This window comes from Salmonella sp. SJTUF15570, assembly GCF_043357055.1.
GTDB lineage: Bacteria > Pseudomonadota > Gammaproteobacteria > Enterobacterales > Enterobacteriaceae > Salmonella > Salmonella enterica.
This window is the reverse complement of the sequence record NZ_JBEUKJ010000011.1, coordinates 52,358-69,269: the sequence shown is the minus strand read 5'-3', so window position 1 is coordinate 69,269 and position 16,912 is coordinate 52,358. Positions and strand designations below refer to the sequence as shown.

13 protein-coding genes and 4 pseudogenes are annotated in these 16,912 nt (G+C 45.0%); 6 read left to right on the top strand and 11 right to left on the bottom strand.

From position 1 onward, the window contains the following. Positions 1–5: 5 nt before the first annotated feature. Positions 6–164, top strand: a complete 159-nt coding sequence (locus ABVN44_RS19450) for an Arm DNA-binding domain-containing protein (RefSeq protein WP_342365454.1) — start codon at positions 6–8, stop codon at positions 162–164. 50 nt (positions 165–214) lie between these two features. Next, positions 215–385, top strand: a pseudogene (locus tag ABVN44_RS19445) (transposase); the annotation flags it as partial. Positions 386–489: 104 nt separating this feature from the next. Here the strand turns inward: ABVN44_RS19445 and ABVN44_RS19440 are convergent. The 9 genes and pseudogenes from ABVN44_RS19440 to ABVN44_RS19400 all read right to left on the bottom strand — a co-directional run. Next, a pseudogene (locus ABVN44_RS19440) lies at positions 490–624 on the bottom strand (hypothetical protein); the annotation flags it as partial. Between the two features lie 342 nt (positions 625–966). Next, the gene (locus tag ABVN44_RS19435; RefSeq protein WP_023231582.1) at positions 967–2,196 is read right to left on the bottom strand and encodes a fimbrial-like adhesin; all 1,230 of its coding nucleotides are present in this window, start codon (positions 2,194–2,196) and stop codon (positions 967–969) included. A 23-nt stretch (positions 2,197–2,219) separates the two neighbouring features. Beyond that, a complete protein-coding gene (locus ABVN44_RS19430; protein WP_000957977.1) occupies positions 2,220–2,813 on the bottom strand; it encodes a fimbrial-like protein in 594 nt (197 codons plus the stop codon). Positions 2,814–2,828: 15 nt separating this feature from the next. Continuing rightward, positions 2,829–3,437, bottom strand: a complete 609-nt coding sequence (locus ABVN44_RS19425; RefSeq protein ID WP_001080417.1) for a fimbrial protein — start codon at positions 3,435–3,437, stop codon at positions 2,829–2,831. A 14-nt stretch (positions 3,438–3,451) separates the two neighbouring features. Then, complete coding sequence (locus ABVN44_RS19420; protein WP_023231583.1) at positions 3,452–4,036, bottom strand: fimbrial protein; 585 nt, start codon at positions 4,034–4,036, stop codon at positions 3,452–3,454. Positions 4,037–4,049: 13 nt separating this feature from the next. Next, complete coding sequence (locus tag ABVN44_RS19415) at positions 4,050–6,650, bottom strand: outer membrane usher protein (RefSeq protein ID WP_023231584.1); 2,601 nt, start codon at positions 6,648–6,650, stop codon at positions 4,050–4,052. 20 nt (positions 6,651–6,670) lie between these two features. Continuing rightward, the gene (locus tag ABVN44_RS19410; protein WP_023231585.1) at positions 6,671–7,414 is read right to left on the bottom strand and encodes a fimbrial chaperone; all 744 of its coding nucleotides are present in this window, start codon (positions 7,412–7,414) and stop codon (positions 6,671–6,673) included. A gap of 143 nt (positions 7,415–7,557) precedes the next feature. Then, positions 7,558–8,187: a fimbrial protein gene (locus ABVN44_RS19405; RefSeq protein ID WP_023200971.1), complete on the bottom strand. Its 630-nt coding sequence runs from the start codon at positions 8,185–8,187 to the stop codon at positions 7,558–7,560. A gap of 389 nt (positions 8,188–8,576) precedes the next feature. Continuing rightward, a pseudogene (locus tag ABVN44_RS19400) lies at positions 8,577–8,832 on the bottom strand (helix-turn-helix domain-containing protein); the annotation flags it as partial. A 669-nt stretch (positions 8,833–9,501) separates the two neighbouring features. On the opposite strand from ABVN44_RS19400, the pseudogene ABVN44_RS19395 reads away from it, so the two are divergent. From ABVN44_RS19395 to misL, 3 genes and pseudogenes are all read left to right on the top strand, one after another. Then, a pseudogene (locus ABVN44_RS19395) lies at positions 9,502–9,612 on the top strand (transposase); the annotation flags it as partial. 756 nt (positions 9,613–10,368) lie between these two features. After that, complete coding sequence (locus ABVN44_RS19390) at positions 10,369–10,986, top strand: helix-turn-helix transcriptional regulator (RefSeq protein WP_000984809.1); 618 nt, start codon at positions 10,369–10,371, stop codon at positions 10,984–10,986. Positions 10,987–11,060: 74 nt separating this feature from the next. Next, a complete protein-coding gene (gene misL, locus ABVN44_RS19385) occupies positions 11,061–13,913 on the top strand; it encodes an intestinal colonization autotransporter adhesin MisL (RefSeq protein ID WP_023231589.1) in 2,853 nt (950 codons plus the stop codon). 94 nt (positions 13,914–14,007) lie between these two features. Here misL and ABVN44_RS19380 read toward each other — a convergent pair whose 3' ends face one another. Both ABVN44_RS19380 and ABVN44_RS19375 read right to left on the bottom strand, forming a co-directional pair. Then, positions 14,008–14,472 (bottom strand): hypothetical protein, encoded by a 465-nt coding sequence (locus ABVN44_RS19380; RefSeq protein WP_023231590.1) that lies wholly within the window; start codon positions 14,470–14,472, stop codon positions 14,008–14,010. Positions 14,473–14,482: 10 nt separating this feature from the next. Further along, entirely contained in the window at positions 14,483–15,340 is an 858-nt protein-coding gene (locus tag ABVN44_RS19375; protein ID WP_001278066.1) for a transcriptional regulator, read from the bottom strand. 784 nt (positions 15,341–16,124) lie between these two features. Here ABVN44_RS19375 and ABVN44_RS19370 point away from each other — a divergent pair. Then, positions 16,125–16,805 (top strand): isochorismatase family protein, encoded by a 681-nt coding sequence (locus tag ABVN44_RS19370; RefSeq protein WP_000106461.1) that lies wholly within the window; start codon positions 16,125–16,127, stop codon positions 16,803–16,805. The last annotated feature ends 107 nt before the right edge of the window (positions 16,806–16,912 follow it).

Genomic DNA, 16,912 nt, shown 5'->3' with positions numbered 1-16,912 from the left:
TACAAATTTTCTATCGGCAGGGGCTCTTTTTGCTGGTGAATCCAACGGGGTCAACGTGCTGGCGGAGGAAGTACCGAATAGAGGGGAAGGAGAAAAGCCCCACATCTGGAACATGGCCGGATGTGGCTATTAACGAAGCCATCAAGCCAGGGTGTGTCCCGTAACTATTTTTATACAATCTGACGCATGATTTGATTACAAAGCGTCACTGAATTTGGCTCGTTACGATTTCCCTGAAGAAGCGTGGGCGCTCATTTCCCTTATGTTGCCACCTGAAAGGGGCTCTTCCAGAGGTGGACGTCCTTACTTTGCTCATCGACATGTTATGAATGGCATATTTTGGGTGCTTTGTTCAGGCGCTCCATGGCGGGATTTACCTGCGCGCCTCAGCGACACGTTCAGAGAAAACGGCAAGAAACTACCAGTGCATGTTAAAACCGGGAGCCATCAAATTGTTTTTGAGGCGATTGTTAGGTTAAGGACACACCCTAATACCCCATTTGTTTCTGCTATCCTCAAACAACGATTTATTGCACCAATATCATGCCGATGAAGTTAATCTGCTGGCTCACAATTCAATAATCTCTGAGCACGATAAATTGAAATATACTCTAAAGGCGGTATATTATTTAACTTCTATATATTTCTTTCTATTTTACTCATGATATTCCAACGCACGCTTATCAGGCTGATTGAACCATTGACGTCAATAACCATATGATATTATTTTTGGTTTGTAGCAATCCGGTTATTGACATAGCCATTATTTGTTATAAGCCAACCTATTGTGGTGCCTACATGCATATACATATCAATCGTGACAAAGAATTTACCCCATAGCGACCTGGAATTTATATACAATAAAGAGGTCATTCATACCGAACGACCATCTTTATGAAAAAGATCTAACACCGGGCTCTATCGAATATGTTTCCTGCCCCAGTAGTAGATCTACAGGTAAAGATATTATGGATAGTTGATGGTAAATCTACCCGTAGCTTTAAATTCACCTGCATTGATAACATTACTGCCATCCTGTTTTAAGGTAGCCCGAAAATTCATTGTTTGGGTACTATTTCCAATATCGCTGTTGGTATAATCAGGTGTATTGGTAAATTTATAAACTGAAGTACTGTCTCTGGGCTTGAGCAATGTCCAGTCGCTGGTGCTGAGTGGGTTCTTCTCCCCCTCAATCATTACACCAATCCCACTGGCAGCACTACTCGTCAATGTATTACTTAGTAAAGTTTTATCTTTTGTACCAATATTGGTAGAATCCAGCGTCACATTCAGGTTTTTAACATACTTACAGTTACTGAGTTCAATAGAAAATGTTTTCTGCATCGTTGTGCTTCCATTAACAATATCTTCAGCAGAAACACGTCCAAACGGCACGGTGGCATTACTAACGCCCTCACCGGTAACGGCACTGGCTGTGCAGGTTGGATAATTGATATTTAGTGTACCACTATTGAACACGTAGCTCACAGAATGTTGTGCAGCATCTGAGGTGTACGGTGTATTAAATTTAAGATCATATATACTACTTTTCAGAAAAGTGATGGGGAGGGATGTTGCGCCATTAGGATTAAATTTATCATCAATATAAATATGATATTTAATCCATAAAACAATGCCACCATAGGCATAATACTTCCAGTTGGTAGCCCTATCGCACATTCCATTTTTTGTACGCTGATCGGCCCCCATTATAGTATGCATATTAAAGGATTTAGCTGCACTATCACCGCTGGCCCAGTTGACCCAAAATTGCTCACTGTAATATTGACCACCAAAGTTAATATTAGTAAATTCAAGAGCAAAATAGAGCCCGGTAATATTTGTCTTCCAGAGCTTATTGCCATTATAAGTTAATCCAGAATCGATATACCCATGATGCAAATCAGCCTGACCTTCGTTACCATCTTTATTACAACTCAGGCCGGTATGAGGATCAAGATCTCTTGCAGCATCCGTCACAGCAATTTCCCGTAAACCGTTTCCTTCATGCATTGCCAGAGGTTTTACAAAAGTTGTCGGGTTGAAATCTACAGTGATATCACTGATGCTGCTTGAAATATTACTACTATTTACGTTGCCATAATCTCCAACAAAAACAGACCATCCATAGGAGGCTGGTGAAAATAAAGAAAGAGTCGACAACAACAGACATAACATGCGAAATTTAATCGTCATTATTTTATCATCCTTGTTTTTATTTACTGGTAAGATATATTCACCAGCACTCTGGCAGTTACCAGCCCTGATGACACATCTTCCATGCTGACAATTTTTTGCATCCGGGCGTAGAATGTCCACTGTGAATTACTGTAATTGCTATCCGGCAAGCTATAGATAGCTTTTGACATCCCATTGACATCCAGCACATTAAAACGTGTAGCGTTGCTCTGAGCGGAAAAAATTACCACGCCAACATTTTTCGCACCATCGTTATTTTGCGCCAACTCATTAGCAAATACCTGTAAGTTATCCGCAGGCAAGGCCCCCTGTTGCGGGGAAAAGGTAAATAACACCTGAGAAATCTTATCATCGCTGACCGGACAATCAACCAGACGCAGAGTAAAGTTTTGCCCCCCGGCATAATCAGTTTCAGCTGTAATCTCATTCGAGAAATAGTCCAGCTTAACGGTGGGCAGTCGCACCACACCGTTATCATTGACTTCCAACCGACAGGTATTATTAATCACCGTTGCAGTCACATCGACGTTATGGTCGGCGTATCCCGGTCGCGATAAAAAGGCCGTTGCCAGCCCTGAACAAAATAGAAAATAACACTGTCTGCGCGTCAGCATGGCTATTCCAGAGCCTTAGTTATAAGAGATAATAAAGGTGGTTTCACCAAGAAATGACCCCGCCTGAATATCAGCCAGGGATTTACCCGACGGCATGGCTAACCTGGCGCTCATATCATAATCAACCGTAGTAGAACCTGTTGCTGCTGAGACATTAATCTCCTGTGTGGTGGTGTCCGGCGTGTAGCAGTGGAACTGCGTTCCCTGACCTGCCGAGCTACCCGTCCATAGCTCCAGGGCCGTAGCCGTAGCGCCACCACTTGCAGCGGCTGTACTATTGGCAAAACCAGCCTGGTTTGAGTTGCCCCCTGCACAGCCATTGGCCCGCTTAACAATTTTCAGATTAGCCTTGCCGTTTGGCAAACCAGAACAGTCAGAAAAACGTATTTTAAAAGCTTTGCCTGCATTACTTTGATAGTTCACTACCTGTGAAACTGGCACGTTACCCAGTGCGATAGTGTTGGTTTGAGTGGTACCGTCGTAGATAGCCGCAGTACAGGTACCTACTTCGATAGTACTTTTTACTTTGAGATCAAGGGTTGAGGTTCCGGCCCAGGCTGGAGAAGCAACTCCTGTGCTTAATAAACTACCAAAAACCATCCCGGCGAGTAATTTCCTGTTCATTATCATCATCCTTGTTAGTTATAGGTGAAGTTGAAGGTGGCGGTAGACTCAAACTCACCGGTAGACGTTGTACCACTGCTGTTAACGATGCGCAGGGCAACGGTCAAGGGTAAACCTGCTGACCTTTCATCAGAACTCCATGTGATAGTCGTGGCGTTATCCGGAGTAATAAAGTTATTACCGCTATCGCTCTGGCGTTTAAAACCCATGCCGATATTAGTTGCCGCAGTACTGTTTGACAGACTGTTGTTAATCAGGTTGCCAGTGCGTCCTGCGGAACTGGTGATTTTTGTGCTAATGGCAGAAATCCCAGGGCTGCAATTATCAGTCTTCAGCGTAAAATTAGACTGCGCCGCAGGGTCTTCGCTAATGATTTTATCCAAAGAAACATTAGGTATAGTCAATGTATACTGACTATTACGCGTATTTTCCTTAACAGCCGGGCTGACGGCAGTATCAATAATAAAATTACAGGTGGTCTCAATCACCGTTGCGGTAAAATCAACATTAATTTCGGTAGGGGTCGCAGCCCCCTGGCTGGCTAGTGGTAATATCAGCCCCAATAATGGTGCGGTAAGTACAGATTTATTCCGTTTCATGATCTATTCCATCTTAGTTACGGTTGGAGATACGGCAGATGACATTACTCAACACCAATGTCTGACTCCCCGGTAGAGTGGCTGGCTGAGCCGGGAATTGATAGGCTGCGCGACAGGACTGCGGTCGACCTTCTTCATACCAACGAACGATGAGTTCACCAGCATTGTTAATACCACGCACAAATGCCTGACCATCCTGGCCCATATTGCCAATTGGCGCATCACCTTCATAAACCTCAGCAGCAAACGGCAATGTCTTATTATCGCTGCGGCTCATATTTATGATGGCTGAACGCCCCTGGTCGGTTTCGAAGTTGGCGAAGAGAATCGCGCCATCGCGCGGTACGGCAATGGTACTGGTACTTTTCAGTTCCACGTCACCATCCATGTCCTCAATATCCAGTGAAATGGTATTTTCACGGTATGGTGACAGCGAAGAGGTTACACCGTAGCCCCAACGGTCTACGCTACTGCCGCTACTGTTAATACGTGCACCTTTGGCCCCTGGCGCTTTCACCAGCACTATGGTGTCGCTGGAGCTAAAACTGTCATTACTGAAGGTCAGACCACCGCTATGCAGCACAAAACCACCATCTGTACTCAGTGAATATTGTCGACTCTTATCAGTATCAAATGAGCTGGATGCAGACCAACTGCCCCATTGTGAATCATAGCTGGCATAACCGCCTACTGAGGCAAGATCGCTACCGGTCTTATTCATCGTATAACCGGTGTTAACACTGTAATTCAGCAAATTATCTTCGCTATTACCGCTTGAGTTCATATTCACCATATGGGTGCCGTTAAAATCAGTATTAATATTGGCGTTAAGGCTGGTAAAACCTGAACGGCGGTAAGTACCACCAAAAAGATTACTCAATGGAATGCTAAAGTTAATATACATCGCATCGTCTTTATTACCATATTCGTTCCATGTACGCTGAACGGTAATACCCGCACTCCCCCAACTGAACCCTTTGCTATAGCCGACGTTGTACTCACTGCGACTATGCTCACCCGCCCAATAATCACTCCAGGATCCGGAAAGATAGAATGAACCGTAATCCTCTTTCTCAAATTGCAACGGCTGGCTGATACTGACGGTAAACTGATTTTTGAGTCGCTCGTAAGTATTCATTTTCGTACTCACCACGCCATGTGCCGCATCATCAATCAGGCGTTGTGCATCGCTCAGCCCAAGATATTTTCGGGTAGAATAGCGATAAGCAGCAACGTTGATCGAGGTCTCTGTCGGCTCCAGCAGTTTGTTCCACGTCAGGCGGTAACTCTGTCCGGCATAAGACTCATCATCGGTGATTTCCGCCTGCGATTGGGTGACATCCACTGCAATGGCGCCAAATGGTGTGTTAATCCCCACACCTAATAACCCAGCTGAGTAATCATTATCGGTGACTTGCAGGCCTGCATAACCAGTCACATAGTTGTTGATACCGTAGTAAAACGATCCCTGAATCAAATTAGGTTCATGACGCAGACTGTCGTCTTTCATCTGTCCAATGCTAAAATCCCAGCGGGCGACGCCAGGTCGCTGCATCTGCATCACTGAAGAAAACGGCTGGCTAAAGGTTCGCCTGGAGCCGTCAGCCTCTTCAATAGTAACGATCAAATCGCTACCGAAACCGGATGGGCTAAGATCGTCAATGATAAAGGCTCCTGGCGGTACGGTAGTTTCATAGATTTTATAACCCCCCTGGGTAATAGTGACCCTGGCGTTGCTGTTAGCAACTCCTCGAATAATAGGCGCATAGCTGGCCTGCGAGGATGGCAACATTCGGCTGTCACTATAGAGGCGAGCACCGCGAATATTAACCGAGTCAAAGGTTTCGCCCGTCGTATAGGCCTCACCCATAATGAGCTGAGATCGCAATGCGGTAATATCACGCTGAACGTAGCGGTTCTGAAAATCGAGGTTACTACCACCATTTTTGGCCCAGTTATAGTTACCGGTGGCACGAAAGCGCCAACCCGCAAGGTTAACACCGCTGTTAAATGCACCATAAAAGGTGTCATTATTTCCATTGTCATATTCACTGTGATAGGCATTGAGTGAATAAGATAAAGTGGCGGCATTAATCCCATTGTCCCACAATGAAGGGTCGACATAACCTTGATAGCTACGATTCTGCCAGGCTTGCGGTACAGTAATGTATAAACGTTGATCGCTGCTATCGTAGCTAATATTCGAATTGTCTATTAGCGTTGTCAGATTCAGGCAATCGCTATTTTCATCCTCTTTCTTTAGCAAAATATCGCTATTTTTTATCTTCTCAGGCTGATTAATATGCAACTGCGCAAGATTTTTTTTGCTGATACAGGCTTCAGCATCATTTTTTCCGACATCAATAAACGGAATTTCCAGATTAGTTGTGATTTTATCATTAACAAAAACGCTGACATTGTATACCCCCGGCGGTGTAGGGTTACCGTCGGCATAGCGGCTAATATCAATAGACGACTTACCATCACCCATTAGAAAAGTTTCATCAAACTCAATGCTTTCCGCAGCATAGCCCCTATTAACAGCACACAATGCCAGGCAGATAGCAATGGTAGTGCGCGATAAGGGATGAGGGCAATTGATAAAGGTGTACAACGTTATAATCCTTCTTATTTTTATTGTAGAGAGGCTGTAGCGTTGATAATTCCGCCAAAATCATTGATAAAACTGTAGTTAATTTTGCCACTGCTGGTCGTAGTCGCGGTTTTGAGAGTAAAACTGGTCTCAGTTAGCGGAGCAGCCATTTGACCGTCGACGATATATTTTTTACCAGTCGACTCCAGTTCAATACTATTAAACGAGACAAAATAGGGCGTTGGATTATTAACGGTCACAACGGACTTGCCCTGTTCATGCTTCATTCTCCAGGTTAACTTTGCCGGAGCCTCACCCGCCAGATCGCCCAATCCTTGAGGGCGGTAAAACAGTTTAATGCGTGTGCGAAACGCTAACTGCAGCGTGTTCTGCGCAGCTGAATTCTCATTTTTATTAGCTTTTGGCGGCACTTCCAGTACGTTGAACCAGAATACACTTTCCCGGTCACTGGGAAGAGTTTGACTACCGGTATACATAATTTTTATCGTCTGGCCTTTTTTGGGATCGATACGAGAAACCGGCGGAGTGGCGTTAAATGGTACCTTAATTGCACCAGGTTCCGTATTATCATTACCGGTATCCAACCAAGTTTGTACCAGCAATGGCCGCGAGCCTTTATTCTCCAGGCGCACGTTAACATCTTTTTGTGCGCCACGATAAACGATACGCGTACCTGAAATAACAATATCAGCCCAGGCGACATTACTTAGTAACGTCCCGGTAAGCGTGATGACCGTAAATGCAGTTCTCAGATGACATAACATAAGCATTCCTTGCGTGCTTAAATATCGCCATTAATCCATCGCGGTATGGGCAGGATATTTTATTGATAATAAGCGTACCGAAAAATATCGGCACGCATGCTCGCATGACAATTCGCTAAATAATCTTCACGGGTAGGTGTAGATTAATTATAAACGATAGAGTAAATAGAGTTAGTGGTGACCGCGCCGGAGGTCACTGCATCGCTGGTGACACCAGGAGCCATAACGTAGGAAGCGCGCAGATTATAGGTACCGGCGCGGGTAGTATCATCCAGTGCCAGTTCGTGTTTGTCAGAGTGGTTAACCATATTCACCAGAGTCAGACCGCCGGCAGCTTCAACTTCGTGTACTGCGATACTTACGCCATTGGCCATTTTAATGCCTGAGCCCAGAGTGATATTGGTATTGTTAGCCAGAGTACCGTCGCTGTTGGCGAAGTCTGCAGAACTCATATACAGAGCTACGTTTTTCAGATCAGCATCAGCGCCAGTGCAGTCCACGGTGATAGAGAAATCTTTAGGATTCAAACCAGTGGTGTTTTGCGCAACGGTTGCGGCAGCTTTCATATCTGCCAGAGTGACGGTTTTCAGTGTAACAGTACCGTCAGAACCGATACTGGTTTTACCGCCGTCAACAACTTTAGCGATACAGGTCGCTGGATCGACCTGGCCATTGAACGTGATCTGGCCAGCCGCTACTGGAACGTCGGCAGCCATTGCAGAACCCGCGCCCATCGCCATAACCATAACTGCTAACGATAATGTTTTTTTCATTATTACATACATCCTTAATGTGAATAAAAATTGTCATCTATGATTAAATGAGAGCGCAGTATGAGCGAGGGAAATATAATATGTAAAATAAAACACATGTATTATCATTTAGAAACAATTCACGTTAACTATAAATAAGGATATCCGTATAAAATATATTGAAAATAAATATATATATGATTAAATATTATACTTTTAGGTATAAAATTAGTTCATTCAAATCATGTAGCTGATTACAAGAATAATTTTTTTATATTTTCTTAAAAGTAAAATTAAAAAAACTAAATGGATTTATTTATTTCATAAAATAATATTAAAAAAGAAATAAATGTCAATGACTGCATTATGGTGTATTACCAAGAACGCTATTGTTGTGTCCGCTCATTCATTGAGCGCTGATGGCAAAAATCGCCGGGAGCATGTTTTACCAGCTCACGTAATAACGTGCAGATATGCTTAAAAGGCCAGCGACGGGTTCGTCCGGCAGGTAATGATTTCAGTCCTGCAACACTCGACTGCGTGAACCAGTTAATCCAGCGTCCGACGGAGGAACTGGCACAGCAGAGCGTTCTGGCAACATCGCTGACGCGGTCACCCTGATGCAACATCAGCATGGCCGTCAGCCTGCGGATGCGTTTTATGGATTACTTACTGCATCAGGCGTCGTTCGTCACGGGGAATGGGTGCTATGATCGGCATCGCTTAGTCCGGTTGGTGATTTGTTTTGATTTGGCGATTGATCAGATCGCACCATCCGGACTGGGTTCCCTCAAAGAGATTTACTATTCCGCGTAGCTATTTAGAAAAAATTTTTGATGCAAACATAGGAAACAGAATGGCTGCGCTCAATAATCTGTTCTACCGCTTTAATTTTAAACGCTTCGGGATAACGTTTACCGCTCATGGGCTCCTCTCTTTAAGTCATTTTAAATGACTCTGCGGCGTCTGTTAAACCTGTGGTGATTCACTCCTCCGTTTTATCCGGACGAAATTATCCTGATAATGTGCTGTAGCGGCTGAATGACTTAATGTCACATTAACCTAAACACTGAATAGTTTCTCAGTTACCTGATTTTTCATTGTTATCTATTAGATACTGCAAGCATTTTACCTTTATACCCTTTCTCTCCCATACGTCCTGTTTATTCGTAATCCCTCCCATTATTATATTTCAGCAGCAAAATACCCGTATACATTCTTATACCAGGTACTCATATTACTGGCAGTTAGTTTAACTTTTTTGTACGTATCCCACATAATCGTGCCATTCACATTTAGAGATCACGTCGTCGATCTGCTGACGAAGGAATCTCTATGCGTAAAGCCCGTCTCACTGAGCATCAGAACATCGCCGTAATTAAGTTGGTCGAAGCTGGACGAACGGTTAAAGATATCTGCCAGGAGGCGGATATTTGTGAAGTGACTGACAACATCTATGGACATTAGGTTTGACCACATCCTGTTTCTCACTAATGTGCTCCGGGAAAGAGTTTTCATCAGATGAGCGATTGAAAAGAGAAGCCAGAAGCTGAGGTTGCTTCGACCGATAAGTCTGTCGGTTGCTCAGACTGTCACGATCAGAATTAAATCAGATCAACTTATTGGCAAGGTATAACTCCCAGCGTTAAGTTACAAGATTTTCTCATGGCATTAGCATTACACCCCCTTAAAGTTTACATGCGTCTCTATAAAATAGTCTTAAATTTGTATATAAGAAGTTGATGAGAGCACAAATGCCACCATTAAGTCATTGAATAATAATGCAATAAAAGAAAAAACCTTAAATTAGGTTTTAATAATAAGAATTCATTACAGGTTTACAGGAATTACTTTTATATTTCATCACATCACCCCGATAGTGACGAGGGCAGCAGACAGATGATATTGATAACCGTTATTTATCACTCTCATGGTTTAGCAAATAGTGCTGTTTTAAGATTTTTTATGATATTGGAGATACTGTATAAAAATCTCAATGAGTGAAATACAAATCCGAAATGATGTATTACGACTGTCGGTTCTGTCATGGTTCCTTAAAGCTGTATTTTAGGTCTTTCCAGGAGTTTATGACACTGACAATAATTCGCGACCTTTGACAGCCGTAGCACGGTATATTATCTGGATTGACACATTTATTTACCAATGAAATATTAATAGAAACATCGACGGGAGTCGTTCAGGATGATGAGAAAGCCTTCACAAATTGTCCATTGCATTAGTTGCGATTTATCCTGTCAATTATTCCCTGACAGCGCAGTACGGGTGCAATACTGTCATAATGCGGCATTTTCCATCTGGCCAGATGGTAATGCTTTCCTGAAAAAAGGGTTTATTGAAAAGTTATTGCTTGATAGACACAACCATTTATCCAGCGGTTTTATCTTTGTTGATTTTTCTTTCCCGAATCTTCGACGATTTACCGATTTACAATGGGCTGACAGTCTGGCAAACAGTGGTATGCATATTGTCCTGATTTCTGACAAAAGTTTAACTCCGCTGGCCAATTACTGGATTTTGAAAAGCAATAAAATACAAGGAATTATTTATTCCGATGACGATGATATTGTGCAACAGCAAAAGATGCACCGCTTGTTTACCGGTCGGCTTGCCAACAGTAAACGTGGACGAACGCTTAACTATACGGAATTTATATTACTGAAGCGCTTTGTATCAGGAATAAGTATTCAGCAGATTGTAAATATTGACAATATTGATATTAAGAAACTTTATGTGCATAAGCTGCGGCTTGAAAATAAGCTAGGGCATAGCATTCATAAAATAATATCAAATATTTTATAGATCCGTTTCCATTTTTATTATTTCCATATTATTGCGATGTGGAAGACGCTTTACGCCATAATGCAGGAGGCAGAATGCCAACCCCCCAAAATTACTCATTCATCGCCATAGCGGTATCAGCAGCGTTAGCCTCTATGGTATTTCCCTCCCAGGCGGCCTGGGTTGACGTTGATAGTCTGCCATCCAGTGGGCTAGTCAGCCAGTTGCCGCCGGAATTACAGGCCATTATTCCCGCTCAGGCCAGTACCGGTTTCACCAAAGTCGGTACCATGCCCAACTACGTTTATCAGTGGAACACCGGCACCATCCCGGTTTATGGCAATGGCCTCACGCTTAATGGGCCGGGCGCGGAGGCGTTTGAACACACTGTCACGGTTATTCAGAACAGCGGGACGGGAAGTCCGGGCGTGATTTTTGGCAACGACCTGACCATTCGGACGCAGTCGGCGAATGCCGCGAATAATGGTAGAGACGTCGATGGCATCCGTACTCACGGCGCAAATACTCCGGATAACCCGGTATTTATTATTACCGGTGACCGTACCAACATCTACGTGGATGGTCAGGATGGTGACGGTATTAACGCCGGATATAACTCACTGGGCCAGGGTTGGACCGGATCGGCCAATATTTACGTCGGCGACGATCTGTATATCAAAACAACAGGTAGCCAGGGACGTGGCATTACAGCTAACGCCATGCGGGATGCGTCACGTGCCAAAAATACGATTGTCGTCGGCAATCGTGCACATATTGTTACTACCGGCGACAGTTCGGAGGGGCTGCGTACCGGACAAAGCGGTTCTTTGATTCGTCTGGGTGACGATGCAACCATCGAAACCTCCGGCGTATCCTCAACGGGGATTTACGCAGCATCCTCCTCCAGAACCGAGCTTGGCAACAACGCTACTATTACGGTGAACGGTGCCAGCGCACACGCGGTATATGCAACTAACGCTACCGTTAATTTGGGAGAGAATGCCACTATTAGCGTTAACAGCGCCAGTAAGGCTGCATCCTATAGTAAAGCCCCTGCCGGTTTATACGCCCTCTCCCGAGGCGCCATTAATCTGGCAGGCGGTGCGGCTATTACTATGGCGGGCGATAACAGTAGCGAAAGTTACGCCATCAGCACGGAAACTGGCGGCATTGTTGACGGTTCTTCAGGAGGTCGTTTCGTCATCGACGGTGATATTCGTGCTGCTGGCGCCACCGCTGCCAGCGGTACGCTACCGCAGCAGAACAGTACGATTAAGCTCAATATGACGGACAACTCGCGGTGGGACGGGGCATCATACATCACCAGCGCTACGGCGGGCACAGGCGTTATCTCTGTACAAATGAGCGATGCGACCTGGAATATGACCAGCAGCTCAACGCTCACTGACCTGACGCTGAATAGTGGCGCAACCATTAACTTCAGCCATGAAGATGGCGAACCATGGCAAACGCTCACCGTTAATGAAGATTATGTAGGCAACGGCGGTAAGCTGGTCTTTAATACTGTGCTCAACGATGATGATTCCGAAACGGACAGACTGCAGGTTCTCGGCAATACTTCAGGCAACACATTTGTTGCGGTAAATAATATTGGAGGAGCCGGGGCTCAAACCATTGAAGGTATTGAAATTGTTAACGTTGCTGGCAATTCCAACGGTACTTTCGAAAAAGCAAGCCGTATTGTTGCCGGAGCCTATGACTACAACGTGGTGCAGAAAGGTAAAAACTGGTATCTGACCAGCTACATTGAGCCGGACGAACCGATTATTCCCGATCCGGTAGACCCTGTTATTCCCGATCCGGTAGACCCTGATCCAGTAGACCCGGTTATCCCTGACCCTGTTATTCCCGATCCGGTGGACCCTGATCCAGTAGACCCTGAGCCAGTAGACCCGGTCATCCCTGATCCGGTCATTCCTGACATAGGGCAATCTGACACACCGCCGATAACAGAACATCAGTTCCGTCCGGAAGTGGGCAGCTATCTTGCCAACAACTATGCGGCAAATACGCTGTTCATGACGCGTCTCCATGACCGTCTGGGTGAAACCCAGTACACCGATATGCTGACGGGTGAGAAGAAGGTCACCAGCCTGTGGATGCGTAACGTCGGCGCCCATACTCGCTTCAACGATGGCAGCGGGCAGCTAAAAACCCGCATCAACAGCTATGTGTTACAACTGGGAGGCGATCTGGCACAGTGGAGCACTGACGGTCTTGACCGTTGGCATATTGGTGCAATGGCAGGTTATGCCAACAGCCAGAACCGCACGCAGTCGTCTGTGAGTGACTATCATTCCCGTGGTCAAGTCACCGGTTACAGCGTCGGCCTTTATGGCACCTGGTATGCTAACAATATTGATCGGTCTGGGGCTTATGTGGATACCTGGATGCTGTACAACTGGTTTGATAACAAGGTCATGGGTCAGGATCAGGCCGCTGAGAAATATAAATCCAAAGGAATTACCGCCTCGGTTGAAGCCGGTTACAGCTTCAGGTTAGGTGAAAGCGCGCATCAAAGCTACTGGTTGCAGCCCAAAGCGCAGGTGGTATGGATGGGCGTGCAGGCTGACGACAATCGCGAAGCCAATGGTACCCTCGTCAAGGATGATACCGCCGGTAATCTGCTAACCCGCATGGGCGTAAAAGCCTATATTAACGGCCACAATGCTATTGATGACAATAAATCTCGAGAGTTCCAGCCGTTCGTGGAGGCGAACTGGATCCATAATACGCAGCCTGCCAGCGTGAAGATGGACGATGTCAGCAGCGATATGCGTGGTACGAAAAATATTGGTGAACTGAAAGTGGGTATTGAAGGACAAATTACCCCGCGCCTGAACGTATGGGGTAACGTGGCGCAACAGGTGGGTGACACAGGTTATAGTGATACCCGAGGAATGTTGGGGATGAAATACAGTTTCTGATTCAGGTAACAACAGAGCCGCTGATCTTCAGCGGCTTTTACCCGGAAGCGCTTTCATTTGGCTGATACGTTCCATGAACGGTTCCCAAAACCGCTTAATGTGTACAGAAAAATATCGGGCGTTTCCCGATGGTGAACATAAAGCCACGATGGCCCTGAGTCAGGATGGTGTAACTGATACTTTTCCCTGGATAGACATAAAAATCGGGTAAAACCGTCTCGATAACCGCATCGGACAGTGTTTCGTCACGCGTGACTTTGTTGATATCCGTCGATATAAAATGGGTGCTGTCTTTATTTTCACTCCATACATAGGAAACATCACGGCGGATCACGCCGCTCATTTTATTATCGACGTAATACGTTCCGCTGATGGAAACCACCCCAGTGCGTTTTTTCAGCGAATACATAAAGTCCAGCGTCAAGTTAGCCTGAGTGTTGTTATAAAACACAATCACAGGCGCCGTACATTTCTCTGGATCCCGGTTCTTTTCCGTATATAAATGAACAAGATGCCCAAGCCCTACTCCCAGAAACAGTAGCATCAGGCAGGCTAACATCAGTGCCTTTTTACCCATGTGTCACCCCGCGGAAAAAAAGCGTCACGCAGCCTGTATCACCGCGCGTTTTATAAGGTTGCTGACAAATCAATGCCGTAACCGCTGGGGTGCGACTGCTGGAAGGGAAATAGACCCATGGGTATTTCTGACAATCCATACCGGTTTTTAGAATCATTGACTTATAGCTTGCAAAGCGGCTACCGCTTTCGATATCTTCATTCCGCGAGAAAAAATGACAACCCTGGGTTGTTTCAACCAGCGTGTAGCGATCATAAAAATCCTTATCAGGAACGGTTTGCCAGCTTATGGTGCCAAGCAAAATACCGACAGCAAATGTCCCGGTCATCCAAAGTACAGGTACATAATGTTTAAACCAACGCCCTGACGTACGCGGCGGCGTCTCACCCTTTTTTTCTATTGTCTGAGCGAAGTCTTTGCGGATGGTCATGAGGCTCACGCCAGGCTCAATCTGAAAGCCTCTACGCGGAACCGTGATTATCAGCGTATCTTCATTTTCGCCAACGGTACGTAATCCGCGGCGAATAATGGAGATATTCTGATAAAGCGTATTTGCCGACACCACCATGCCGTCTTCTTCCCACACTTTTTGAAAGAATGTTTGTTGTGAGACGACGGAGGGGGCGTTTTCCAGCAGAAGGCGCAAGCAGCGGCTGGCGGGCGTTGTCAGAATAATGTTGAGATCTGGCCTCGATAATGACGCCAGGCGATTCATTTCTGGATTAAATTCAATATTATCGTTAATTATCCATAACATCGCATTGTTACCATGCCAAAACATAACGTAGTTGGAGAGGGTTAATAGACACCACTGAGTATAGTCTGATGCTGTGGCTGCGTAGCAGGACATGGATTGTCCCCTGCACATACCGATCATATAGAAGAGCGAGAGGCATAAGACATTAACAGGTAAGCGTAGACACCGCTTTTCTCATTATAGCAGACTCAGGAGTGAAAGTACGTTTGGTTTTCTTGTTCGTTAAGTCTCCTGTTTTGTATTGAGGTGAGAATATCACCTTTAATCAGGTGGCCAAATTTACTGTGCCGCTACGCTTTAATATCTCATAGATAAATCATGAGAAAATATATCCTGACAATCTATATCATATGAAAGAGAGGGTTTTATTGAACGCGTTCTCTATAATGGCTTGTAATATCCAAAAAAGCAGCACTCGTTATGTAGGGATAGTTTCCAATTTATTAAGAGTTACAGTAGCTATACTTAATAGCAGCACGCTTCGCACTTAATATTTAAGCTGTGCTTTATGTTATTTTAATATAAATAAGTTAACTCTTAATTGATATATTTCAAACTTATACTAAATAATTTTAAAACTATCCATCAGAAACAATTTGTAGGGACATAGTTTGTTTTTTCAATCAATAATCCTCTCTGACATGTAAAATAGAAACATTTATTCATAATATGAATATTGTTGTGATAACAAATTCGCGTGAAAGTAAATCGACTGAAGGTGATGCCGATGAATATTCCTTCAGAAAGAACTCACCAGGGTAATCCAGGATCGGCAACGGATTACTGTCATCAGCTTAAAAACGGAAATCGCCCCGGCGATTAATGACTTTAACACTGATAGTGATTATCAGTGAAAGGCAACAACAAGGAATGAATTATGTCTACACCCGCGAATTTTAACGGTCAACGCCCTGCCATTGATGCTAACGACGCAGTAATGCTGCTGATTGACCACCAAAGTGGCCTGTTTCAGACCGTCGGCGACATGCCGATGCCGGAATTACGCGCGCGCGCCGCGGCGCTGGCTAAGATCGCTACCTTATGCAATATGCCGGTCATTACTACCGCATCCGTACCACAGGGACCAAATGGTCCGCTGATTCCGGAAATCCATGCGAATGCGCCCCACGCGCAATATGTCGCGCGTAAAGGGGAAATTAATGCCTGGGATAATGCCGATTTTGTACAAGCGGTAAAAGCGACAGGCCGTAAAACGCTGATCATCGCCGGTACTATTACCAGTGTCTGCATGGCTTTTCCAGCCATCAGCGCCGTCGCGGAAGGGTACAAGGTATTTGCGGTAATTGATGCCTCCGGTACGTACAGTAAAATGGCGCAGGAAATTACGATGGCCCGCGTGGTGCAGGCGGGCGTAGTACCAATGGATACCGCGGCGGTAGCCTCTGAGCTGCAACGTACCTGGAATCGGGAAGATGCCGCAGAATGGGCGGATGTATATACCAAAATATTCCCGGCCTATCAGCTACTGATTGAAAGTTATACCAAAGCGCAGGAAGTAGTAAAAAATAATGAACTGCTGGATTCTCAACGCGCATAAATAACGCCCTGAAGAGACTAAATAGCCCCATTTAATGGGGCTATTTTACTTGCCATTTTGGACCTGGGCAGTGCTCGCCAAAACGCGTTAGCGTTTTGAACGCCGCT